27 protein-coding genes and 1 pseudogene are annotated in these 20953 nt (G+C 70.7%); 10 read left to right on the top strand and 18 right to left on the bottom strand.

Features of this window, described 5'->3' with window-relative positions:
• Window positions 1-45 precede the first annotated feature (45 nt).
• Window positions 46-276, top strand: coding sequence for a zinc ribbon domain-containing protein (locus IEY12_RS07085; protein WP_123074059.1), 231 nt, complete (start codon window positions 46-48; stop codon window positions 274-276).
• Here the strand turns inward: IEY12_RS07085 and IEY12_RS07090 are convergent.
• Genes IEY12_RS07090 through dapA form a run of 6 tightly spaced genes read right to left on the bottom strand, consistent with a single transcriptional unit; the run spans window position 273 to window position 6095 of the window.
• Window positions 273-1358, bottom strand: coding sequence for a M20/M25/M40 family metallo-hydrolase (locus IEY12_RS07090; RefSeq protein WP_188881474.1), 1086 nt, complete (start codon window positions 1356-1358; stop codon window positions 273-275). The two genes, IEY12_RS07085 and IEY12_RS07090, sit on opposite strands and share 4 nt — an antisense overlap.
• Complete coding sequence (dapF, locus tag IEY12_RS07095; protein WP_188881478.1) at window positions 1351-2319, bottom strand: diaminopimelate epimerase; 969 nt, start codon at window positions 2317-2319, stop codon at window positions 1351-1353. Before dapF ends, IEY12_RS07090 begins: the two co-directional genes overlap by 8 nt.
• Window positions 2316-3578 (bottom strand): diaminopimelate decarboxylase, encoded by a 1263-nt coding sequence (lysA, locus tag IEY12_RS07100; RefSeq protein WP_188881480.1) that lies wholly within the window; start codon window positions 3576-3578, stop codon window positions 2316-2318. The genes dapF and lysA overlap by 4 nt, the downstream gene beginning before the upstream one ends.
• Window positions 3575-4423: a 2,3,4,5-tetrahydropyridine-2,6-dicarboxylate N-succinyltransferase gene (locus tag IEY12_RS07105; protein ID WP_188881482.1), complete on the bottom strand. Its 849-nt coding sequence runs from the start codon at window positions 4421-4423 to the stop codon at window positions 3575-3577. Before IEY12_RS07105 ends, lysA begins: the two co-directional genes overlap by 4 nt.
• The gene (dapB, locus tag IEY12_RS07110) at window positions 4420-5190 is read right to left on the bottom strand and encodes a 4-hydroxy-tetrahydrodipicolinate reductase (protein ID WP_188881484.1); all 771 of its coding nucleotides are present in this window, start codon (window positions 5188-5190) and stop codon (window positions 4420-4422) included. The genes IEY12_RS07105 and dapB overlap by 4 nt, the downstream gene beginning before the upstream one ends.
• Window positions 5187-6095, bottom strand: a complete 909-nt coding sequence (gene dapA, locus IEY12_RS07115) for a 4-hydroxy-tetrahydrodipicolinate synthase (RefSeq protein ID WP_188881486.1) — start codon at window positions 6093-6095, stop codon at window positions 5187-5189. Before dapA ends, dapB begins: the two co-directional genes overlap by 4 nt.
• Window positions 6096-6403: 308 nt before the next feature.
• Here dapA and IEY12_RS07120 point away from each other — a divergent pair, with 308 nt between their 5' ends.
• Both IEY12_RS07120 and IEY12_RS07125 read left to right on the top strand, forming a co-directional pair.
• Window positions 6404-7045 (top strand): metallophosphoesterase family protein, encoded by a 642-nt coding sequence (locus IEY12_RS07120; protein WP_188881493.1) that lies wholly within the window; start codon window positions 6404-6406, stop codon window positions 7043-7045.
• 79 nt (window positions 7046-7124) lie between these two features.
• Window positions 7125-7622: a LabA-like NYN domain-containing protein gene (locus IEY12_RS07125; protein ID WP_188881498.1), complete on the top strand. Its 498-nt coding sequence runs from the start codon at window positions 7125-7127 to the stop codon at window positions 7620-7622.
• On the opposite strand, the gene IEY12_RS07130 is transcribed toward IEY12_RS07125, so the two are convergent.
• Window positions 7623-7805 (bottom strand): hypothetical protein, encoded by a 183-nt coding sequence (locus tag IEY12_RS07130; protein WP_176969843.1) that lies wholly within the window; start codon window positions 7803-7805, stop codon window positions 7623-7625.
• A gap of 87 nt (window positions 7806-7892) precedes the next feature.
• Here IEY12_RS07130 and IEY12_RS07135 point away from each other — a divergent pair, with 87 nt between their 5' ends.
• The 3 genes from IEY12_RS07135 (at window position 7893) to IEY12_RS07145 (ending at window position 9568) form a co-directional block, all read left to right on the top strand.
• Window positions 7893-8369: a PUA domain-containing protein gene (locus IEY12_RS07135; RefSeq protein ID WP_188881500.1), complete on the top strand. Its 477-nt coding sequence runs from the start codon at window positions 7893-7895 to the stop codon at window positions 8367-8369.
• Window positions 8370-8468: 99 nt separating this feature from the next.
• A complete protein-coding gene (locus IEY12_RS07140) occupies window positions 8469-8846 on the top strand; it encodes a nascent polypeptide-associated complex protein (RefSeq protein WP_188881503.1) in 378 nt (125 codons plus the stop codon).
• Complete coding sequence (locus tag IEY12_RS07145) at window positions 8843-9568, top strand: tRNA (adenine-N1)-methyltransferase (RefSeq protein WP_188881509.1); 726 nt, start codon at window positions 8843-8845, stop codon at window positions 9566-9568. The genes IEY12_RS07140 and IEY12_RS07145 overlap by 4 nt, the downstream gene beginning before the upstream one ends.
• 23 nt (window positions 9569-9591) lie before the next feature.
• Here IEY12_RS07145 and IEY12_RS07150 read toward each other — a convergent pair whose 3' ends face one another.
• The 4 genes from IEY12_RS07150 to IEY12_RS07165 form a co-directional block, all read right to left on the bottom strand.
• Window positions 9592-9906 (bottom strand): hypothetical protein, encoded by a 315-nt coding sequence (locus IEY12_RS07150; protein WP_188881512.1) that lies wholly within the window; start codon window positions 9904-9906, stop codon window positions 9592-9594.
• 66 nt (window positions 9907-9972) lie between these two features.
• Complete coding sequence (locus IEY12_RS07155) at window positions 9973-10287, bottom strand: transcription factor S (RefSeq protein WP_188881536.1); 315 nt, start codon at window positions 10285-10287, stop codon at window positions 9973-9975.
• A 49-nt stretch (window positions 10288-10336) separates the two neighbouring features.
• Window positions 10337-10597, bottom strand: a complete 261-nt coding sequence (locus tag IEY12_RS07160; protein WP_188881538.1) for a DUF5789 family protein — start codon at window positions 10595-10597, stop codon at window positions 10337-10339.
• Window positions 10598-10665: 68 nt separating this feature from the next.
• Entirely contained in the window at window positions 10666-11436 is a 771-nt protein-coding gene (locus IEY12_RS07165) for an enoyl-CoA hydratase/isomerase family protein (protein ID WP_188881540.1), read from the bottom strand.
• A 91-nt stretch (window positions 11437-11527) separates the two neighbouring features.
• Between IEY12_RS07165 and IEY12_RS07170 the strand changes: the two genes are divergently transcribed.
• A complete protein-coding gene (locus IEY12_RS07170; protein WP_188881543.1) occupies window positions 11528-12028 on the top strand; it encodes a DUF5797 family protein in 501 nt (166 codons plus the stop codon).
• Window positions 12029-12037: 9 nt separating this feature from the next.
• Here IEY12_RS07170 and IEY12_RS07175 read toward each other — a convergent pair whose 3' ends face one another.
• Genes IEY12_RS07175 through IEY12_RS07185 form a run of 3 tightly spaced genes read right to left on the bottom strand, consistent with a single transcriptional unit; the run spans window position 12038 to window position 13878 of the window.
• Window positions 12038-12391, bottom strand: coding sequence for a hypothetical protein (locus IEY12_RS07175; protein WP_188881545.1), 354 nt, complete (start codon window positions 12389-12391; stop codon window positions 12038-12040).
• A 55-nt stretch (window positions 12392-12446) separates the two neighbouring features.
• Window positions 12447-13451 carry a DUF5787 family protein gene (locus IEY12_RS07180; protein WP_188881548.1) on the bottom strand — a complete coding sequence of 335 codons (1005 nt, stop codon included), beginning with the start codon at window positions 13449-13451 and terminating at the stop codon, window positions 12447-12449.
• A gap of 1 nt (window position 13452) precedes the next feature.
• Window positions 13453-13878, bottom strand: coding sequence for a bis(5'-nucleosyl)-tetraphosphatase (locus IEY12_RS07185; protein WP_188881550.1), 426 nt, complete (start codon window positions 13876-13878; stop codon window positions 13453-13455).
• A gap of 126 nt (window positions 13879-14004) precedes the next feature.
• Here IEY12_RS07185 and IEY12_RS07190 point away from each other — a divergent pair, with 126 nt between their 5' ends.
• Window positions 14005-14337, top strand: coding sequence for an uS10/mL48 family ribosomal protein (locus IEY12_RS07190; RefSeq protein WP_123077236.1), 333 nt, complete (start codon window positions 14005-14007; stop codon window positions 14335-14337).
• An 82-nt stretch (window positions 14338-14419) separates the two neighbouring features.
• Here IEY12_RS07190 and IEY12_RS07195 read toward each other — a convergent pair whose 3' ends face one another.
• Together IEY12_RS07195 and IEY12_RS07200 are read right to left on the bottom strand one after the other, a co-directional pair.
• Window positions 14420-14686: a DUF7513 family protein gene (locus tag IEY12_RS07195; RefSeq protein WP_188881552.1), complete on the bottom strand. Its 267-nt coding sequence runs from the start codon at window positions 14684-14686 to the stop codon at window positions 14420-14422.
• Complete coding sequence (locus IEY12_RS07200) at window positions 14683-16239, bottom strand: Na+/H+ antiporter NhaC family protein (RefSeq protein ID WP_188881555.1); 1557 nt, start codon at window positions 16237-16239, stop codon at window positions 14683-14685. Before IEY12_RS07200 ends, IEY12_RS07195 begins: the two co-directional genes overlap by 4 nt.
• A 154-nt stretch (window positions 16240-16393) precedes the next feature.
• Between IEY12_RS07200 and IEY12_RS07205 the strand changes: the two are divergent.
• Window positions 16394-17661 (top strand): annotated as a pseudogene (locus IEY12_RS07205) (amidohydrolase).
• A gap of 409 nt (window positions 17662-18070) precedes the next feature.
• Here IEY12_RS07205 and IEY12_RS07210 read toward each other — a convergent pair.
• Window positions 18071-19441 (bottom strand): geranylgeranyl reductase family protein, encoded by a 1371-nt coding sequence (locus tag IEY12_RS07210; protein ID WP_188881562.1) that lies wholly within the window; start codon window positions 19439-19441, stop codon window positions 18071-18073.
• 109 nt (window positions 19442-19550) lie between these two features.
• On the opposite strand from IEY12_RS07210, the gene IEY12_RS07215 reads away from it, so the two are divergent.
• The gene (locus IEY12_RS07215) at window positions 19551-19883 is read left to right on the top strand and encodes a 2Fe-2S iron-sulfur cluster-binding protein (RefSeq protein ID WP_188881570.1); all 333 of its coding nucleotides are present in this window, start codon (window positions 19551-19553) and stop codon (window positions 19881-19883) included.
• 19 nt (window positions 19884-19902) lie between these two features.
• On the opposite strand, the gene IEY12_RS07220 is transcribed toward IEY12_RS07215, so the two are convergent.
• Window positions 19903-20907 carry a phosphate signaling complex PhoU family protein gene (locus IEY12_RS07220; protein WP_188881577.1) on the bottom strand — a complete coding sequence of 335 codons (1005 nt, stop codon included), beginning with the start codon at window positions 20905-20907 and terminating at the stop codon, window positions 19903-19905.
• Between the last annotated feature and the right edge of the window lie 46 nt (window positions 20908-20953).

A 20953-nucleotide genomic window follows, 5' to 3' on the forward strand; every position in this document is an offset into this window, starting at 1 on the left:
ACGCACAGAAGACTTTTACTCACTCGCTCGGGACGCACGGACGCGATGTCCGACCGCCCTGACGCCTCCAGCGACGACGCATCGGGCTGCCCGAAGTGCGGCCACGACGAAGTGACCACCGGCTCCATCTCCACGACCGGCTCCGGCCTCTCGAAGATGTTCGACGTCCAGACGAACAGGTTCGAGACCGTCACCTGCGCGTCGTGTGGCTACACCGAGCTGTACAAGGACGTCGGAAACAGGGGGAGCGACCTCGCGGACGTCTTCTTCGGCTAAGCGAGCAACTCGCGCAGCGCCGCCGTCGCGATGCGCGCCCCCGTCTCGACCTCCGGGAGGTCGACGTACTCGCGCTCGGCGTGCGCGACCGCGCCCGTCTCGTCCGCGAGAGACCCCGGTCCGAAGACCACGGTGGGCGCCTCGCGCGCGAAGTAGGACGCCTCCGTCGCCGCGCCGAAGGGCCGCACGTCGCCCGCGCCCGCGTCGGCGAGCGCGTGCACGACGTCGCTGTCCTCGGAGGTGGCGAACGCCTCGAGGAACGGCGTCGTGCGCTCCTGCGGGTCGACCGTCACGCCGACCGCGTCGGGCACCGCAGCGCGGAGGTGCGCGCGCAGGCCGTCGAAGAACCCGTCCGCCGTCTCCGGCGGCACCGAGCGGCGGTCGACGACGAACGAGCACTCGGCCGGGATCTGGTTCGTCGCCTCCCCGCCCTCGATGGTCGTCGCGGTGAGCGTCGGCGCGCCGAGTGCGTCGTGGACGCCCGGCCCACGGGAATCGTCGAACGAGTCGAGCGCGCGGAGCGCCGCCGCCGCGCCCTGAATCGCGGAGACGCCGGACTCGGGTTCGGCGGCGTGCGCTGCCGACCCGGTGAGCGTCACCGTCCCCTGGAAGCGCCCGCGCGCGGCCGTGCAGACGTCGAGTTCGGTGGGCTCGCCGACGACGTAGCAGTCCGCGTCGAGGTCGAGGTAGTGTGCGCCCGTCGACGCCGTCTCCTCGTCCGGCGTCACCGCGAGCGTCACGCGGCCGCGCTCGGGGTCGGTGGCGAGGAACGCCGCGAGCAACACCGCGAGCGGGCCCTTCGCGTCGCACGACCCGCGCCCGCGCAGGACGTCGCCGTCGCGTTTTGGGGGTATGTGCGGCACCACCGTGTCGATGTGCGTGTTCAGCACGACGTGCGGGCCGCTCTCTCTCCCGTCCTTCGACGCGAGCGTGTTCCCCGCGTCGTCGACGGTCGCCTCGACGCCGTGTGTCGCCAGCGCGTCGACGAGCAGCTCGCGCATCGCCGCGACGTCCTCGTGCGACGGCGTTCCGACGGCGCGCTCGAGGAACGCGACGGGGTCGAAGGAGTCGACGTCACTCATCGGCGGCCCCCGCGTCGGCGTCGACGCCGTGCTCGCCGAGCGTCGCGTCCGTCTCGCCCGATTCGACGTACGCCGTCGGGCCGCGAAGCGTCGTCGCGCCGTCCGCGCGCAGGCCGATCTCGAGGTCGCCACCGGGCGGCGACACCGTCACCGTCCCGGTCTCGGGGGCCATCCCGAGGCGCGCCGCGGCGACGGCGATGGCGACCGCGCCCGTCCCGCAGGCCTCGGTCTCGCCCTCGACGCCGCGCTCGAACGTCCGCTGGGCGAACCCCCCGTCGTCCTCGGCGGCGAGGTTCACGTTCGCGCCCTCCGGGAAGACGTCGTGGTGGCGCAGCGGGGGCGCCATCGCCGCGAGGTCGACGCTATCGACGTCGTCGACGAAGACGACGACGTGCGGGACGCCCGTGTTCAGCGCCGTCACCGACCACCCGGCGAGGTCGCTCTCGACGAGTTCGCCCTCGCGGGCGTGCGGGACGTCGTCGGGCGCGAACGACGGGACGCCCATCTCCACGGTCACCGTCTCGCCGTCGACCGTACAGCGTCGCGGGCCCGCGCCCGTCTCGAGCGTGACGACCGACGCGCCCGTTCGCTCCGCGACCCAGCGCGCCGCACAGCGCGCGCCGTTCCCGCACATCGCGGCGCGCGAGCCGTCCGGTTGGACGAGCGTCATCGTCGCGCGCACGCCGTCGTCAGTATCGGCGGTGCTCTCAGCGTCGCTCCCGGTATCGCGGCGCTCTCGCTCTCCGTCGGGTGTCGTGTCCTGCCCGTCGCTCGCGGGTCGTCCCTCCCCGCTCGCGGTCTCGCGGCGCCCTTCGGTTGCCGCGATGTCGACGAAGAGCGTGCCGTCGACGCCGAGCGCGTCGCAGAGCGCGACGCCGAGCGCGTCGGGGTCGCTCGCGTCCGCGGCGTCGACGACCGCGAAGTCGTTGCCGGTGCCGTGGTAGACGTCGTAGGTCGTCATGGATAGGGGTCCGAAGCGGTGTCCTCGGCGAGCGTCACGTCCGCGAGCGTCTCGCGGCGTCGCACCACCTCGGCGTCGTCGCCGTCGAGCGCGACGACAGCCGGTCGGGGGCGCGAGTTGTACTGCGAGGCCATCTCGACGCCGTACGCGCCCGCGTTCCCGACGGCGAGCAGGTCGCCGCGCTCGGGCGCCGGCAGGTCGCGGTCCTCGCCGAGGACGTCCGTGCTCTCACAAACGGGCCCGACGACGGAAACGTTCTCGGTCGCCCGCTCCTCCGCGACGAGCGAGCGGATCGGGTGGTAGGAGCCGTACATCGCGGGCCGGACGAGCGTCGTCATCCCCGCGTCCGCGCCGGCGATGGTGGTGTCGCCGACGCGCTTGACTGTGTTCACCTCGGTGAGGAGGACGCCCGCGTCCGCGACGAGGTAGCGCCCCGGTTCGACGGTGAGCGTCGCGTCCACGCCGTCCAGTGCCGCGCGCGTCCGCGCGGCGACGCGTTCGAGGTCGAGGGCGTCCTCGTCCTCGCGATACGGGACGCCGAAGCCGCCCCCGACGTCCACGAACTCGAGGGCGAGGTCGGTCTCGCGCGCGACGTCCGCGAGCGTCGAGACGACCGCCTCGTGCTCCTCGATCTGGTCGTTCGTGATGCCGCTGCCCGCGTGCGCGTGGAGGCCGACGACGTCGAAGCCGCGCTCGGCGGCGTCCGCGAGCACCGCCGTCGCGTCCGCGGCGGGAACCCCGAACTTCGCGTCCTTCCCGGTCGACACCGACTCGCTGTGGCCGGCGCCGACGCCCGGGTGGACGCGGAGGCAGAACCGACCCGCGAAGCCGCGCTCGGCGAGGCGCTCGACGGTGTCGCGCGCGCCCGCCGTCACCGTGAGCGCGGGGTGCTCGGCGGCGATACGGCAGGCGTAGTCGAGGTCCTCGGCGGGCGGGTTGACGGCCGTGTAGTGGACGTCAGCGGGGTCGAAGCCGGCGTCGAGTGCACGCGCGAGTTCGCCGGCGCTCGCGCACTCCGCGCCCGCACCGGCCGCCGCGAGCGTCCGCAGGACGTGTCGGCCCGCGTTCGCCTTCACCGCGAACAACACCTCGGCGTCCGGGAACGCGCCGGCGAGTCGCGCGTAGTTCTGGCGGACGCGCGCGAGGTCGTCCACGTAGAGCGGCGTGCCGAACTCGGCGGCGAGCGCGCGCAGGTCCTCGGCGTCCCAGTCGGCGAGCCGGCGGACGGACGCGCCCGACGCGTCTCCGTCCCCGCTCACTCCCGGAGCGCCTCCTCGCGCTGGCTCGCTTCGAGCGTGCTCGCTTCGAGGTCGGTGGCGACGACGGCCGGCTTGTACGCGCCGCCGTCGAAGAGGTCGTGCTCGCCGATGGAGGACTCGACGAAGCGCGTGAACGCGCGGCGCTCCGGCGGGAGGTGGCCGTAGATGACCTCCTCCTCGACGAGGTCGTAGACGGGGATGCGCGGCGTCAGCAGCGTGTTCTCCCCGACGACGGAGTTCTCCCCGACGACGAAGCCGGAGGTGACGCGACAGCCCGCGCCCAGCGAGACGCCGTCCTCGACGACGACGGGCGCGTCCTCGACCGGTTCGAGGACGCCGCCGATGAGCGTGTTCGCGCCGAGCTTCACGTCGTCGCCGATCTGCGCGCAGGACCCCACCGTATCGCAGGAGTCGACGAGCGTTCCGTCGCCGACGTGCGCGCCGATGTTCACGAACGCGGGCGACATCAGGATCGCATCACTGCCGACGTACGCGCCGCGTCGGATGGTCGTGCCGTCCGGCGTGTTCCGGGTGCCGCGCTCGCCGAGGTCGGCGGTGTCGCGCAGCGGGAGGACGTCGTGGTAGGTGACGCCGCCGTACTCGCGGGCCTCGGTCTCGCGGAGCGAGAAGTTCAGCAGGACGCCGCGCTTCACCCACTCGACGGCCTCCCACTCGCCCTCGACCTTCTCCGCGGCGCGCACCGCGCCCTCCTCGAGCGCCTCGAGGAAGGCGTCGATGGTGTCGGCGTCGTCGGCGGTGAGGTCGCTCGCGGACACCGAATCGTTCTGCGTGCGCTCCCAGAGGTCCTCTACGTCGGATTCGAGCGCGTCGTAGCTTCGGCTCACAGTTGGCTGGCGATTGTCTCGAAGCGGTAATAGTCCGCCGATTGCTCGGCGAGCCACGCCGCCGCGTCGAGCGCGCCCTCCGCGAAGACGCTCCGGGAGCCCGCGCGATGCGTGAGCTCGAGGCTCTCGTGGTTCCCCGCGAGGAGGACGTCGTGCTCGCCCGTGATGTCGCCGGCACGGCGCGCGTGCACGCCGATCTCTCCCTCGTCACGGGGCGCCTCGCCCTCGCGACCGTGAACGCGCTCGCTCGCGCCCTCGCGGGCCCCCTCGATTCGGTCGAGGAGGATCTTCGCGGTGCCCGAGGGCGCGTCGCGCTTCCCGTTGTGGTGGGTCTCCATCAGTTCGACGTCGTACTCGGGGAGGTCCGTGACCGCGCTCTCGACGGCGTCGAGGAGCGCCTGAACCCCGCGCGAGAAGTTCGCGCCGACGAGAATCGGCGTCTCTGTGCTCGCCTCCTCGAGCGCCGCGACGTCGGCCTCCGAGAACCCCGTCGTCCCGGTGACGAGCGGGACGCCAGTCTCGGCGCACGCGCGGGCGTACTCGACCGTCGATTCAGGGCCGGTGAAGTCCACGACGGCGTCGGGGGCCTCCGAGTCGAGGAGGGCCGCGAACTCGCCCGCCGGCCGGACGGGGACGCCCTCGACGTGCTGGCCGTCCCCGTCGCGGTTCACCGCGAACGCCACGTCGACGCCGCGCTCGCGTGCGACGTCGAGGACGGTGCGACCCATCCGGCCCGTCGCGCCCGTGACGGCCACCGAGAGCGTCATCGCTCGCCCTCCACGTCGGGCTCGCCGAGGGCGTCGTGGACGGCCTCGAGTTCGGCGCGCGTCTCCGGCGTCGCCCGCGAGAGCGGGTCGCGCACCTCTGCGGGGCCGTAGCCCCAGACGTCCATCGCCTCCTTCACCGGAATCGGGTTCGTCTCCACGAAGAGCGCGCGGAAGAGCGGGCCGAGCTCGTGGTGGCGCTCGCGGGCGAGCGCGTACTCGTCGTCGAGCGCGTCGCGGACGAGCGCGCTCATCCGCTCGGGTTCGACGTTCGCCGCGACGCTGATAACGCCCGTCCCGCCCACCGAGAGGGTCGGGAGCGTGAGACCGTCGTCGCCGGAGAGCACCGCGAACTCCTCGTCGCGCGTGCGCTCGACGACCTCGGAGACGAGGCCGAGGTCGCCGCTCGCGGCCTTGTAGCCGACGATGTTCTCGTGCTCGGCGAGCGCGGCGGTCGTCGCCGGGTCGATGGAGCGCCCGGTGCGCGAGGGGACGTTGTAGACGATCTGCGGGACGTCGACGGCGTCCGCGATGCGGCGATAGTGGCGCTCCATCCCCTCGGGCTCGGGCTTGTTGTAGTACGGCGAGATGAGGAGCAGGGCGTCCGCGCCCGCGTCCGCCGCGCGCCCGGCGAGCGAGATGGCTTCGTGCGTGGAGTTCGACCCCGCGCCCGCGATGACGGGGACGTCGACGGCCTCGACGACGGTCTCGACGACCGCGACGTGCTCGTCGTGCGTGAGCGTCGCGGACTCGCCCGTCGAACCGACGGGGACGAGGCCGTCGACGCCCGCCTCGGCGAGGCGCTGGGCGTCGGCGGCGAGTTGGTCGTGGTCGATGCGTTCCTCGGCGTCGAACGGCGTCGTCATCGCGACGAACGTGCCGGTCGTGACGTTTCGTGGTGGACTCATTGGTGGTGTGGGATGGGTCTCGGGATACTGTAACTGCCGGTACGGCCCTGCGACGGCCCGTGACGGGGGCGCTACGCCCGCAACGAGCGCTTATCGCAGGTCGCGTTTACCGGGTTTCGCGGTCGAGAAAACGCCGCCGCTCGCGCCGGATACCGACTCCGCCGTCGCGCGAGCGCCGAACATGTTTCGACACGCGTGTTCCACCGGCATAGGTTTATCGCCACGCGCGCCGCCCGGTCGGCCGGTACGAGCCTCGCCCTCGCGGAGTGCCGTAGTTTTATGCGGGCGCGGCGGAGACTGGCGAGACGATGCTGGTCCTCGGCGACGCGCACGCCACCACCGCCGACCGACGTCGGGCGCTCTTCGCGGCCTATCGCGCCGCCGACGAAGCGCGCGCCCTCCAGTGCGGGGACCTCATGTACTACGACCTCCCCGCCACCACGTACTTCGTCGCGGGGAACAACGAGGACTTCGACGTCATCGACTCCCTCCGGCACGGCCGCGTCCGCTCCGAGGACGTCTCGAACGCCCGCCTGCTCGCGAGCGACGCCGCCGACGTCGAGGGCGTCCGCGTCGCCGGCCTCTCCGGGAACTACGCGCCGACGCAGTACGACAAACCCCGCGCGGCGCTCGCGGGCGAGCGACGCCGGCACTTCGTCCGAGCGGACGTCGAGGCGGCGAAGCGACTCGGTGACGTGGACGTCTTCCTCGCCCATCAGGCGCCCCACGGCACGCCCGTCGACGAGGAGTACGACGTCGGCTGCGAGCACGTCGACGCCATCCTCGACGCGCTCGACCCCGACCTCTGCCTCGTCGGCCACCACCACGAGCACACCGAGTCGACGTACGGCGACACCCGCGTCGTCACCGTCGCGCCCGTCTGGGAGTCCTACTACACGCTCGACCCGTCGACGCTCGCACTCGACCGCCACGCCACCCCCGACGCCTGAGCGCGTCGGGTCGTCGGATCGACGCGGGTGTCGGCGTGCGTAGCCTCTTTAGGGCGGTGCGACCAAGTGAACGCATCAGATGGTCGAAATCCACGACGCGCAGCGCGTCGCCGTCCTCGCCGACTCGCAGAACCTCTACCACTCCTCTCACAGCCTCTACTCGCAAAACGTCGACTACGCGGGGCTGCTCGACGAGACGGTGCGCGGGCGCGAACTCGTGCGCGCCATCGCGTACGTGATCCGCGCGGACTCGCCCGAGGAGGAGTCGTTCTTCGAGGCGCTGCGCGACATCGGCTTCGAGACGAAGATAAAGGACATCAAGACGTTCGGCGACGGGTCGAAGAAGGCGGACTGGGACGTCGGCATCAGCCTCGACGCCGTCACGCTCGCCGAGAAGGTCGATGCGGTCGCGCTCTGCACGGGCGACGGGGACTTCTCGCGGCTCTGTCACCACCTCCGCCACGAGGGCGTCCGCGTCGAAGTGTTCGGGTTCGCGTCCTCGACGGCCGACGAACTCATCGAGGCGGCCGACGACTTCACCGACCTCTCCGAGCGCGAGAACGAAGTCCTCCTGTAACTAGACGGAGCGCCCCTCTTCGGACGTGCCGATGAGGAGCGACCCGACCGCCATCCCGACCGCCGCGACGGCGGCGATACCGAGTTGGAGCGGTTCGACGCTCTTCATCGAGAGTGTCGTCCACAGCAGCAGAATCGCCCCGATGGCGAGGAGCGGCAGGCCCGCGAGCACCTTCGTGTCCATGACTACTCGGGCGTTGGGTAGCCCACCACATAAGCCCATCTCCATCGTCCGAAGGGTACATCCCCGCCGCGCGCGCAGAGTAGGACGATGGAGGACGCAGAACGCACCCAGCTACGGACCGTCGCGGACTACCAGTTCCGCGCCGGCGCCGGGGCCGCGCTCTTCCCGGCAGACGAGGCCTATGACGTCGACCGCTCGAAGTCCGGTCGCCCCCGACAGGTCTCGACGCGGGCGGGACGACGCCTCGTCTCTTTCGGCACCGACGGCCGCTTCACGCTCGGGCTCGCGGGCGGCGAGCGCCTGCTCGACGCGCTCGAGGCGCCGGCCTGCCGCGTCGTCGTCGGCGACGAGAGCGAGCCGTTCGTCCGCGACGGGAAGAACGTCTTCGCGAAGTTCGTCTCGGCCGTCGACCCGGCGGTCCGCCCGGACGACGAAGTCGTCGTCGTCCACGAGGACGGCCACGCCATCGCCGTGGGACGCGCCGAGCTCGACGCGGACGCGATCCGAGACTTCGACACGGGGATGGCGGTCAAAGTGCGGGAGGGCGCGGGAGCGCGCGAGTAGGCGGTCGGAGCGAGGTCGGTGGCGGCCGAGACGCCCGTTTCGCGGCGCGCGCGGCGGCGACCCGTAGTGTTTTTCCCTCCTGCGGCCGCACGCAGAGGTATGTTTGGAGGAGGCGGCGGGATGAACCCCCGGAAGATGAAGCAGATGATGAAGCAGATGGGTATCGACGTCGAGGAGATCGACGCCGAGGAGGTCGTCATCAAGACGGCGGACGGGCGGGAGCTCGTCTTCGACGACGCGGACGTCACCCAGATGGACGCGCGCGGCCAGCAGACCTACCAGGTCATCGGCGACCCCGAGGAGCGCGAGGCCACCGCGTCCGGCGGTGACGCCGACGACGAGGAGGCCGCCGGCGCCATCCCCGAGAGCGACGTCGAAATCGTCGTCCAGCGCACGGGCGCGACGCCCGAGGAGGCGCGCGCCGCCCTCGAAGGCGCGGACGGCGACCTCGCGACCGCCATCGACGTACTGGAGTGAGCGCGATACTCCTCGTCCGGGACGGCCGCGAGTTCCTCGTCCACCCCGGCGAGGAACTCCACACCGACCTCGGCGTCGTCGAGGTGCCCGCCGACCCCGAACCCGGCGAGACCGTCGAGTCGCATCTCGGCGAGGCGTTCACGGTGCGGACGCTTCGCGGGCCCGACCTCTTCGACCACCTCGAGCGCACGGGCGCGCCGATGATTCCGAAGGACATCGGGGTCGTGATCGGCCACACGGGCGCCGCGACGGCCGACCGCGTCCTCGACGCGGGCACGGGCACGGGCGTCCTCGCCGCCTACCTCGGGCGCCTCGGCGCCGACGTCCTCACGTTCGAGTCCCGCGCGGAGTTCGCCGAGGTCGCGCGCGAGAACATGGCGCTCGCGGATGTCGACGACACGGTCGAGGTCCGCGCGGGCGACATCACCGAGGAACTCGACGGACTGGGCGCGTTCGACCTCGTGACGCTCGACACGCCGGACGCGCCGGAGGTCGTCGCGCGCATCGACGAGCACCTCGTCCCCGGCGGCTACGTCGCCGTCTACTCGCCGTTCGTGGAGAACGCACGCGCGAGCCACGAGGCCGCCGCGGACGCCGGCCTGCTCGACGTCGAGACGGTGGAGACCATCCAGCGGCGGATGGACTTCGACGAGCGCGGGTCGCGCCCCACGACGAAGGGCGTCGGGCACACGGGCTACTTGACGTTCGCGCGGCAGGCCTGACGCGGGCGCTCGCGTCGTGTATTCTACGCGCCGAGTCGGTCGCGTAGTTCGAGCGCGGCGACGGACGCGGCGGCGGGCGGGAAGACGACCGTCCAGAGCGCCGTCTGCCAGACGCCGACGACGGCGAGCGCGAGCGCGCAGGCGAGCGCGAGCGCGCGACGGTCGAGGGCGACGCCGAGCGCGCCACCCCACGTGACGAGCGAGAGCGACGCGGTGAACAGCGCCGTGCTCCCCGGCAGCGAGGCGTCCGGGGGGAGCCAGAGCCAGACGGCGGTCGCCGTGAGCGCGCCGAGGAGGGCGAGCGCGCTCGCGGCGTCGAATCGGAGCGAGTCGGACATACGAACGCCTCCCGGTCGAGCGACTAACGCGTGTCGGTGTGCAACGCCGAAGAGCGCACGGCGGGCCTAGTTGTCGTCCTCGCGCCAGCGGTTCTCACACTCGGTGCAGATGAAGAAGCGCGTCTCGGACTCGTCCGCGCTCCGGATCTGCTGCATGTAGTAGTAGGCGCGGTCGTTCCCACACTCGGGGCAGTACGTCTTCGTGGAGGGGAGGCCGCGGTCCTCGGCGTCGGAGACGTCGACGATTTCCGTCTCCTCTTGGCCCTCGGTGACGGTGTACTGGGCGGCGTCGCCCTTGGGCTGTTCGTGCCCGCAGGAGGTGCAGACCCAGAAGTCGTCCTCGGCTCGCATCATCGAGCCGCAGTCGTCGCAGAATTCCATTGCTATCCCCCTCGACATCCTCCCCACCCTTAAGCGCGGCTCTTCGCTCTCAGTCGCCCTCGCCCTCGGACTGACCGGGTTCGCCGACGGCGTCGACCGGGAGGTTGTTCCGAATCGACGCCGCGAGCGACGCCGGGTCGTCGAACACCTCCTCCTCGATGCGCGCGATGACGTCGCTCGCGGCTTCCTCCCCGTCCGCGTAGACGAGCACGACCCCCTCCACTTCCTCGACGGCGTTCTCCTTCGTGATTGGGTACGGAAGCCCGTCGAACGCCTCCTCGAGGTCCTTGAGTTTCACCCGCTCAGTCATGCGAAGGGATACCGACGCACGGGCCTTAACTGTTGGCGGCCGGTCCGGCCGCGCTCCGACGCGGCCACTCACTCGAAGGCGGGGTCGCGTTCCTCGAGGAACGCCGCCATCCCCTCGCGCTGGTCGTGCGTGCCGAACAGCGACGCCCACGTCCGGCGCTCGAAGTCGAGGCCGGCGGCGAGGTCCGTCTCGTGGGACTGCGTGATGGCTTCCTTCGCGGCGGCGAGCGCGAAGCGCGGGCGCGCGGCGAGGTCGGACGCGAGCTCCGCGACGTGGCCGTCGAGTTCGTCGTTCGCGACGACGTCGCCGACGAGACCGAGTTCGTGGGCGTCCTGCGCGTCGACGCGGTCGCCGAAGTAGACGAGGCGACGCGCCGTCTCGTCGCCGACGAGTCGCGGGAGGCGCTGCGTGCCGCCCCACCCCGGGACGATACCGAGGTCGGTCTCGGTCTGCCCGAGGACGGCGCGCTCGGAGGCGACGCGGAGGTCGCACGCGAGCGCGAGTTCGAGGCCGCCGCCGAGCGCGTAGCCGTTGATGGCGGCGATGGCGGGCGCCGGGAACGTCTCGATTGCGCGGGTGACGTCGTGGCCCAGACTCGCGTACGCGTGGGCTTCGGGCGTCGAGAAGTCGGCCATCTCCGCGATGTCCGCGCCGGCGGCGAACGCCGTGTCGCCCGCGCCGGTGAGCACGAGAACGCGCGCCTCGCGTTCCTCGGCCTCGTCGAAGGCGTCGAGGAGCGCGTCGAGCGCGGCGCTGTTCAGCGCGTTCAGGCTCTCCGGGCGGTCGATCGTGACCGTGGCGACGCCGTCGGTGACGTCGAGGGCGACGGGTTCGTCCATGCGTAGCGGAAGGCGGACGACCCCCATAACGATGGGGGCAAGCGCGTCGCGAGGGGAAACGGCGAAATAGGGCCGCCGAATACCCGAGGGCATGACGCTCTCGGAGGAGGCGAAAGAACGCCTCGCGGACATCGTCGAACTCCAGCCGACGAAGAACTCCGCCCTGCAGGACCGCTGGGAGATGGAGTCGGGGAGCGACGTCCATCAGTACCTCGAGTCCGAGCTGAAGGAGTACTACTACCGCGACGACGACAGCCTCATTCGCGCGACCGCCGAGGCGCGCGCCATCGTCACCGGCGAGGAGCCCGAGGGCCCCACCGAGGTCTACATGTCCGACCTCGAGCAGAAGGTGTTCGCGGTCGCCCCCGGCCCCGACGCGGAGTCCGAGAGCGTGGTGAGCGTCCTCCACCGACTCCGCGAGGAGTACGGGGACGACCTGCGCGACGAGGACGGCGAGGAGCCCTCCGCGAAGGACGTCCGGCGGGCGCTCCAGACGCTCAAGCGGAAGGGCGTCGTCGAACTCGTCTACCGGACGGTGCCGACGTTCCGCCTCGCCGTCGAGCGCGACAGCGTCGCGATCGCCGAGGACTGAACCGGGCGCTCAGGGGCGACGCGCCGGATACGTCGTCGGTGCCTCGGCGTCCATCGAGACGTCGCGCTGCTCGAAGTCGAACGCCGTCGCGAAGCGCTCGCGGAGTTCGAGCGCGCGCTCCTCCTCACGGCCCCGCGCTCGCACCTCGCGCTCCTCGAGCGCCGCGATGACGACGCGCGCCTCCGCTCGGGTGAGCGAGACCGTGAGGCGGTCGTCGCTCGCCTCGGAGAAGGCCGCTTCGAGGTCCGCAATCGTCTCCCGTTCGACGTCCGGCGCCTTCGCCTCGTGGCGGTCCAGTGACTCGCGGGCGATCTCCGCTTCGTGACCAGTGAGTTCGATCTCGCGGCTCTCTGATTCCTCCATGGCCCGGCGGAACGTCGAACGCGGTCGATAAACAGGTATCGGCCGCGCGCGCCGCTCAGTCCCCCGCGTCCGTGCGCCGACGTCGCCGGCGCTCGGCGAGGAGGCGCTGAACCGCCTGCCCCGGGCCGCCCTCGATGGGCCACCCGCGCTGGCGCCATCCCGGCGGCTCCGGGCTGAACTCGGCGCACGAGCCCGCACACTCCGCGGCGGTCTGCTCGCGCCCCTTCGCGCGGCAGAACGGGACGTAGCCCTCGCCAGCGCGCCGGAGGTCGAAGGCGCGACAGTCCGGGCGCATCGTCTCGACGTACGAGCGCCACCCTCGGCCGTACGCGCGCTCGGCGATGCGGCGGCGCGTCTCGCGCTTCTCCTCGGGCGGGACGTACTCGAACTCGGTCGGGTCGCCGTGGGCGGTGACGCGTACGCCCGTCGCGTCGGGGTCGAGCGAGCGGGGGTGCCACGCGACCGTCGCGTCCATCTCGCCCCCGACCGTGAGGACGCCGGCCGCCGTCGGCATCTCCGTGACGAGCGCGCGCGTCTCGTCGGCGCGCGTCGCCACCCACACCTCGTCGGCGAGGCCGAGCGCGACGTCGCGTTCGAGTTGGGCGGCGAGGTCGCGCGCCGCCGACGCGTCGAGGTCGGGTTTGTTCTCGACGGCGACGATCCGACGCACCCAGTCGGGATAGGGCGCGACGCGGCGTATCTCGATGCGGTTCGAGCGCTTTCGCTCCTCGAGGACGCCGCGCGCGCTCGCCCGATGGACGGCCTCGCGCACGTAGCGCCACCCGTAGCCCGGATCGGGAAGGGCGTCCCGGTAGTACGTCCACTCCGCGGGGGCGTGGCGCGCGAGCGAGAGGAGTTCGGGGTCGAGTTCGCGCTCGCCGAGGGCCGCGCGCGTCCGCACGCCCTCGGGGTCGGCCTCGACGATCACGGTGTCCCAGCGCCGCCGCTGGGTGCCGAGTTGACGCGCGACGAGCACGCGACTGTCCGGTTCGGCGGGCGTCCAGTGCCGCTCGGCCCACGCGCAGACCCGGAGTTCGAAGCCGAACTCCGCGCCCGGCATCTCAGAGGTCCTTCTCGTCGAGGAAGTCGTGGGCGTCCTCGAGGATTTCGCGCGGGCCGTCCTGCGTGATGGTGTTCAACGCCTGTTCATAGTCACGCCATTGGAGGTCGGAGTGTTCCTTCGAGAGCTCGGCGGACGCCTCGAAGGACTTCGCGATGAAGAGGTGGACCGTCTTGTGGATGCGATTGCCGTTCGCCTCGAAGACGTAGTCGTAGTCGTCGCGGAAGCCGTCAACGAGTCTGAAGTCCCCGATGCCGGCTTCTTCCTTCACCTCCCGAATGGCTGTCTGTTGGAGTTCCTCGTCCCCCTCCACACCGCCCTTCGGGAATTCCCAGTCCCCTGGGCGACTCTTGAGGAGGAGGTATTCACGCCGGCCCCGGGTGTCCCGGAAGAGGATCGCGCCGGCGCTGGTTGCTTCAACCGTCATTAGCTTCACTAAATAGGGCGCGGATTAAGAGAATGTCGGAGACTGCCGGCGGGTGACAGGGCGCAAACGCAACCACGCTATTTTTGAGGGTGGACGTCCTCGGGTATGGTTACGCAGTTCCCAGCCATGACCTTCGTAACCAGCCTCACACTCGAAAGCGGGGACCGAGCGGCCCTCGACGACATCGTCGGGGAAATCCGCGACACGGTCCGCCGCAAGGGCGCCGAACTCAAAGGACCGCACTCGGACTCCCCGAAGCAACATTTCGTCTCGCAGTACAAGCAACTCGACGGCGAGGGCGACACCTACGACGCGTGGAGTTACACGGTGTATCGACGGCGCGTCGAGATCCGCGGCGCGGACGACCTCGCTCGCGACATCATGACCTGGGACTTCCCGAACAGCGTTCACGTCACGGCCGACATCGAGCGCGTCCAGCACGTCGGCTCGCCGGCGTAACTCTCCTTCACTTCACGTCCGCTCGCGCCGACGAGCGGCGGCACTACGGACCGCACGCGCGCTCGGAAAACGAGGGCGTGGCTCAGTACGCGGATTCGCCGACCGTCCGGAGGTAGTCGACGTCGCCGGTGTGCGCGTCGTCGTCGAACTCGGTGACGCGAACCGCGATTTTCGTGCCTTCCCGAACGCCGTCCGGCGCGCCGTGAACCGTCAATATCGTGTCGCCGACGCGTGCGCGGACGGCGCCGCCATCGACGTCGGAGACGTAGACGGCGAACTCCTCGCCGACCTCGAAGCTCGGCGTCGTCGTGCGGAACGACCAGCCGGCGCGGAACTTCCGGAGGTTCATACGCGACTCACCTCCTCGGACTCGCGGTCCGGAACGTACTCGAGGCCGAAGCCGGTGAGCGCGGCGACGAGGAACACGGCGAAGAGGAACCAGCCGTGGAAGACGAACGGTACCACCCGAACGGGGCTGACGAGCATCTGCGCGCCGTACTGGTCGACGAGCGCCGGCATCGCGGAGTAGCCGGCGAGGACGCCGCCCGCCCACGGGAAGATGTAGCCGAGCGCGGACGTGTTCGCGTCGAGGATGTTCGCGCGCCGGTAGCCGTTGATGTTGAAGGATTCACCGATGCGCGCGACGTACGGCGAAATCGCGATCTCGGCGGCGGTGTTGATGGTGATGGCGGCGTTCACGAGCGCCGTCCCGAGGACGAGCGTCGTCTCCGCGCGCCGCACGGAGGTCGCGACCGTCGAGAGCAGGAACTCCTGGATCGCGTGGAAGGCGCCGCCCTGAATCATGATGCGGGCGCCCGCGACGATGAGGAGCGTGAGGACGATGAGCGGGAAGAAGCCGGCCGCGCCGGAGTAGAGGCTGCCGCCGACGCCCGCCGTCGTGTCCGGGCCGGCGATGGAGAGGAACGGGAGCCACGTGAACGCGCCGGCGAACGGCGCGTTCTGCGGCGCGACGAACGATACGATACCCGAGAGCGACTGGAGGCCCAGGAGGAGGTTGCACGCGATGGCGACAAGCATCCCCCACGTGATCGCCTCGACGATGTGCCGGCCGCGGATCGCGGTGTAGATGACGACGCCCATCGAGACGAGGTGGACGAGGCCGACCGGCGTCCCCGTCGGGAGGCCGCCGCTCCCGGCGGTCGTCGGCATCGCCGCGCCAGCGACGAGGTACGCGACGAACGCGAGCGAGGCGGCGGTGATCGCGTACTTGAACCGGGACGCGACGACGCCGCCGATGTCGGCGTTCTGCGTGACGGCGCTCACGATCGTGGTGTCGCTGACGGGCGCGAGGTTGTCGCCGAACGCCGCCCCGGAGAGCACCGCGCCGAACATCAGCACGGGGTTCGCGCCGAGGAGCACCGTCGCCGGGAAGAACGTCGTGACGAACGTCACGGCGGTGCCGTAGCCGGTGCCGATGCCGGTCGCGAGGAGCGCGGCGAGCAGGAACGTGACGGCGGGGAGGATCTGCACGAGCACGCCCTGCGAGACGGGGAGGGCCTGTGCGGTCCAGATGAGGCCACGAACGAAGCCGCCGTCCTGCAGGAGCTGAGCGAACATGCCCGCCCACAGCCACGCGACGATGGCCGTCGCGGCCACCCGCTGGGTCATCCCCTCGAAGATCGTGTTGGCGTAGTGCTTCCAGTCGCCCTTCGCGAAGAACAGCCCGACGACGAGCGCGAACAGCATCCCGACGACGAGGCCGGTGGTGTCGCCGATGCCGAACAGCCCGCTCTGTACGACCGCCCAGACGACGAACACCCCGAGCGGGATGGCGCTCGCGGCGGCCCCGCCGTGGAACTCGAGGTCGGGGCCGGCGGAGTCGGCCATCCCGAGCTCCGCCTCGACCTCGGAGGATACGTCGCTGTCGTTCGACTCACTCATTACCCGTGTCGCTCCGTTCGCCGTCGCCAAATATCCACGGGACGCGCCCCGAGCGACGATACCACGCGGCGCGGACAGCCGGGGACCGGGACCATCGGGGAGCGAGCGGCGGCGTGACCGATGTCGTTTACCCGAGGCCGCGCTACCCTAGCGTATGGCTGACATCGACCTGCGCGCGCTCAGACGCGACCTCCATCGACATCCGGAGCCCGCGTGGTGCGAGTTCTACACGACGGCGCGACTGGTCGCATCGAGCGCGTCGGCGTGGACGCGCTTCACGCCGGGCCCGACGCGATCAGCGGCGACGCGCGTCTCGGCGTCCCCGACGCGGAGACTATCAGTTCGTGGCGTGAGCGCGCCCGCGCGGCGGGCGCTGACCCCGACGTCCTCGACCGTCTCGACGGCGGACACACGGGTGCCGTCGCGGTCGTCGAGAACGGCGACGGCCCGACGGTCGCGCTTCGCGCGGACGTCGACGCGCTCCCGGTGACGGAGGCCACGGGCGACGACCACGTCCCCGCCCGCGAGGGCTTTCGCTCCGAGACCGAGGGCTACATGCACGCCTGCGGGCACGACGCGCACGCGGCAATCGGCATCGGCGTCCTCGAGGCCGTCGCGCGAAGCGAGTTCTCGGGGACGTTCAAGCTCTGCCTCCAGCCGGCCGAGGAGGTCGTCGGCGGCGGACGGGCGCTGGCCGAGAGCGGCCACCTCGACGACGTGGACGCGCTCTACGCGCTCCACGTCGGCCTCGACCACCCGACGGGCGAGGTCGTCGCGGGCGTCGACTCCTTCCTCGCGGTCCACCACTTCGACGCGGTCTTCTCGGGCGCGTCCGCGCACGCCGGCGCGAGGCCCGAGGACGGCCGGAACGCGATGCAGGCGATGGCGAGCGCGATTCAGGCGCTCTACGGGCTCCCGCGTCACTCCGAGGGCGCGACGCGCGTGAACGTCGGCACCGCGAACGCGGGCACCGCGACGAACGTCGTCCCCGAGCGCGCCGAAATCGAGGGCGAGGTGCGCGGTGAGACGACCGCCCTGAAGGACGCCATGGTCGAGCGCGCGGAGCGCGCGCTCTCCGGGGCGGCCGCGACGCACGACTGCGAGGTGGCCGTCGAGACGGTGGGGGAGGCCCCGAGCGCGGTCTCGGACGTCCGACTTGTCGACGTCGTCCACGGCGTCGCCGAGCGCGATGCGGGCGTGCGGACGGCGACGCGGACGGACGCGCTCGGCGGGAGCGAGGACGCCACCTACCTGATGCGCCGCGTGCAGGAGCGCGGCGGCGAGGCGTGCTACGCCATCGTCGGCACCGACCACCCGGGCGGCCACCACACGCCGACGTTCGACGTGGACGAGGAGACCATCGACGTGGGCGTGCGCGTGCTCACGGAGAGCGTGCTGGAGACGCTCGCGGCGCGCGACTAGGGCGAACGGACGGCGCGCATCCCTCGGCGGTGGAGTGCGCCGTCACTACGCGCGGTTTCCACCGCTCGTGTGAACGTGGGCCCGCACTCTCGTTCGGCCCCACGCCCGCGTGGCTCCACTGCCGTCGCTGTCAGAGGATACGTGGTGCTGGTCACGCGCTCGTATTTGAGGGGTCGTGGCGAGAAAGAGCGGTTTTAGGAGAGTGGCGTCCGCGCACCGAGTGGCTCGTTAGAGCCCGGTAGGTGCGAGGTTCACCGGCACGCAGTGCCGGGCCGACGAGTGAACGGAGCGCCGAAGGCGCGAAGCTCTCTCGTCACTGAGCGAATCGAAGATTCGCGAGGTCTGCGAACGCGAAGCGTTCGCCTGATCCCGCGAGACGCGAAGCGTCTCGCTTACGACAAAAGGTTCTTCAGTACTTCGGGTCGGCCCCGGTGACCTCGTAGACGTCCTCCATGATGTCGTCGCGCTGGGCCTGCCAGCGTTCGAGTTCGGCGGGGGAGTTCGGGTAGTCCTCGTAGTGCGCGAGGAGGCGGTCGGCGGCCTGCTTCGTCTGGTACATCTGGTAGATCTGGCCCCAGTGGCCGAAGCTCTTGACCGCGACCTTGGCGGCGAGCGCGGGCCCGAAGCTCGCGCTCCCGGCGTAGAGGGCCTCGCTGAGCTGTTCGCCCGGGAGGTTCGCCAGCAGGCTCATGAGGTCGTCGACGTCGACGCCCGTGGAGAGGATGTTGTAGACGTCGAGGGCGGCGTAGCGCGCGCCGAAGTGGTCCATGACGCGCTCGTTGTACTCCCAGAGGGCGTCCTCGGAGAGGTCGCCGTCCTCGATGCCCGCCATCGCGGCTTCGGCGGCGTACTTGCCGGCGTAGGCGGCGCCCGCGATGCCGCCGCCGGTCGTGGGGTTGACGTGGCCGGCGGCGTCGCCGACGGCGACGTAGCCGGGGTGGACGGCGGAGTCGTAGGGACGCCGTGTCGGGAGGGCGGCGCCGAGTTTGTCCTTCACCTCGGCGCCCTCGAACTCCTCGCGGTTGCGGAGGTCGTCCTTGAGGTCCTCGATCATGTGCATCGGCTCCTCGTTCATCTGGAAGCCGAGGCCGGCGTTGATCTCGGTGCCGGTGCGCGGGAAGTACCAGAGGTACCCCGCGGCCCGCTTGGTGGGCTTGAAGACGAGCGCGTCCTGCCACTCGACTTCCTCGGGGACCTCGACGATCTCGCGGTAGGCCGAGCAGAACTGCGAGTAGTCGACGTTCGTGTCGAAGGTCGACTCGCTGAAGTCCGTCTTGTCCTGGAGGAGCGAGAGCGAGCCGGCGGCGTCGACGACGATGTCGGCCTCGTACGCCACGTCCTCGCCCTTGCGTTCGGCGGTGACGCCGGTGACCCGACCCGAGCGGTCCTGCTCGACGTCCTGCACGACGGTGTCGTAGTGGAACTCGGCGCCCTGTTCCTTCGCGCCCTCGATGATGAGCTGACCGTACTTCCAGCGGTCGATGACGGCGAGCTCGCCGGGAATCGGAATCTCGAGGACGGTGTCCTCTTGGGGGATCTCGAAGCGCCCGTGGTCGACGTCGATGTTGGTGAAGGCGGGTTCGAGCTTGGACTTCGGGATGGCGGCGGGGAAGTTCGCGGCGCCCTTGAGGGCGTCGCCGCAGGCGATGTGGCCCGCCTCCTGCTCGTCCTTTCGTTCGACGACGACGACGTCGTAGCCGGCCGCGGCGGCGGTGGCGGCGGCGTAACAACCGGAGGTGCCGGCGCCGACGACGACGAAGTCGAACTCGTGGGTACTCATATCGCGGTGAATGTGACGGGCCGTGAAAACTCTTTACGGAAAATCCGTCGCTTCGTCGGGGACACGGGGCGATAAAGAGTTTTATCGCCGCTCCACGAAACGGCGTCTCATGACCGAACACACCGTCGAGTTCGTCGGCCGCGAGGAGACCATTCAGGTCTCCGAGACGGAGACCATCCTGACGGCCTGTCTGCGCGAGGGCATCGCACAGGAGTACTCCTGTCGCGTCGGGATGTGTCTGGCGTGCTCCGCCGAGATCGTCGAGGGCGACGTGGCGCAGCCGGCGGCGCGCGGACTCAGCGAGGAAGAGGCCGAAGAGTACTGTCTGACGTGTATGGCGCGCCCGCTCTCCGACCTGACGCTCGACCGCGGGAAGTACCCGCCGAGCATCGAGACGGAGGCGGTGGACGCCGCCGGTCCCGTGACGGCGGACGACGACTGACTCCCTTTTTGCGCTGCTCTCAGAGGTCGGGCGCGGGCGCGGCCTTCTGAAGGGCGGTCTCGGCGACGTTCCCGCCGTAGTCGGCACAGCGGGAGAGCGAGTCGACGACGAGGCCGAGGTGCTGGGCCTCGTGGGGTTCGAGGTCGCGGAGGATGTCGTCGAGCGCGCGGGCGTGCTCGTCGATGTCGAGGACGGACGTGTGCGCCTGATTCGCGAGGTCGGTGGCGTCCTCGCGGTCGTCGGTGAACAGCGCCTCCATGGCGGTGTCGACGATGTCGGCGGCGTCCGCGTGGAGGTCGGCGAGCGCCTCGGCGGCCTCTGCGGGGACTGCCTCGTCGAGTTCGAGCGCGACGTTCGCGATCTTCGCGGCGTGGTCGCCGATACGTTCGAGCTGGCGCGCGCTCGAGTGGTAGTCGAAGCAGGTCTCGCGCGAGACGCCGATCTCCTGGGCGGTACGGGGGGAGCGCAGGGCGCCCCGGAAGATGCGCGAGACGACGAACCAGAGACGGTCGACGTCGTCGTCACGTTCGATGACGTCCTCGGCCATGTCGTGGTCGTTCTCGCAGAGCGCGGTGACGGCGTCGTCGAGCATCGAGAGGGCGATGAGGCGCATCCGTCGGACGGCGTTGTGGATGGAGAGCTCGCTGGAGTCAAGCAGGTCCTGAACGACGATGCGGTCGCCGGTCTCCTCCAGGACCTCGAGGCCGACGAGGCCCTGCGTGGCGTTGCGGACGACGCGTCGCTGTGCGGACGTGATGCGGTCGGCCTCGAGGACGAGGACGTCGAAGCCGCTGACGTACATCGTCATCACGGTACGCGTGAGCGCGTCACCCTCCATGCCGGAGATGTCGAACGCGCCGCGCTCGGCCTCGTCGCCGGAGACGGGCGAGAGCAGTAACGACCCGCTGTCCGGGTGGAAGGCGATTTCGTCGCCGGCTTCCACATCGTGTTCGCGCGCCCAGTCCTTCGGAATGGAGACGGTGAACGTCGAGCCACCGGTGACCTGCACCTTGCGGCGTTCCATATGTCACCTATGAACAGATACCATATATTAATCTTCGTATCTATAT

The organism is Halarchaeum grantii (genome assembly GCF_014647455.2).
Lineage (GTDB): Archaea > Halobacteriota > Halobacteria > Halobacteriales > Halobacteriaceae > Halarchaeum > Halarchaeum grantii.